This window comes from Streptococcus sp. GMD6S, assembly GCF_000297015.1.
Genome location: NZ_AJRH01000335.1, coordinates 1 through 1,093, shown reverse-complemented (window position 1 = coordinate 1,093; position 1,093 = coordinate 1). Strand labels below are relative to the sequence as shown.

1 pseudogene is annotated in these 1,093 nt (G+C 44.0%); it reads left to right on the top strand.

What is annotated here, in order from left to right:
- Positions 1–1,093 (top strand): annotated as a pseudogene (comA, locus tag GMD6S_RS11430) (peptide cleavage/export ABC transporter ComA); the annotation flags it as partial.

Sequence of the window (1,093 nt, the reverse complement as noted above, 5' to 3'; positions counted from 1 at the left end):
TGGCGTCGACCATTCTGTCGATTTTCCTAGATGTGTCGACGATTTTGATTATCTCGCTGGTCTTGTTTTCACAAAATATGACACTCTTTTTCATTAGTCTGCTTGCGCTTCCCATCTATACAGTGATTATCTTTGCCTTTATGAAGCCTTTTGAAAAGATGAATCGGGATACCATGGAAGCTAATGCGGTTCTGTCTTCTTCTATCATCGAGGACATCAACGGTATTGAGACCATTAAGTCTTTGACCAGTGAAAGTTCACGCTATCAAAAGATTGATAAGGAATTTGTGGCTTATCTGAAAAAATCCTTTACCTACAGTCGGGCAGAAAGCCAGCAAAAGGCACTGAAAAAAGTTGCCCAGCTCCTGCTCAATGTTGCTGTTCTCTGGCTGGGAGCTATTCTGGTCATGGATGGGAAAATGAGTTTGGGTCAGCTGATTACTTATAACACCCTGCTTGTTTACTTTACCAATCCTTTGGAAAATATCATTAACCTACAAACCAAACTTCAGACAGCGCAGGTTGCCAATAATCGCTTAAATGAGGTTTATCTAGTAGCTTCGGAGTTTGAGGAGAAGAAAACGGTAGAAGATTTGAGCATGATGAAAGGGGATATGACCTTTAAACAGGTTCACTACAAGTATGGCTATGGTCGTGACGTCTTGTCGGATATCAATTTGACCATTCCGCAAGGGTCTAAGGTGGCTTTTGTGGGGATTTCAGGGTCAGGAAAGACCACCTTGGCCAAGATGATGGTTAATTTTTACGACCCAAGTCAAGGGGAGATTAGTCTGGGTGGTGTCAATCTCAATCAGATTGATAAAAAAGCCCTGCGCCAGTATATCAACTATCTGCCTCAACAGCCCTATGTCTTTAACGGAACGATTTTGGAGAATCTTCTTTTGGGAGCCAAGGAGGGGACGACTCAAGAGGATATCTTACGGGCAGTCGAATTGGCCGAGATTCGAGAGGATATCGAGCGCATGCCACTGAATTACCAGACAGAATTAACTTCGGATGGGGCTGGAATTTCAGGTGGACAACGTCAGCGAATCGCTCTGGCGCGTGCTCTCTTGACAGATGCGCCTGTCTT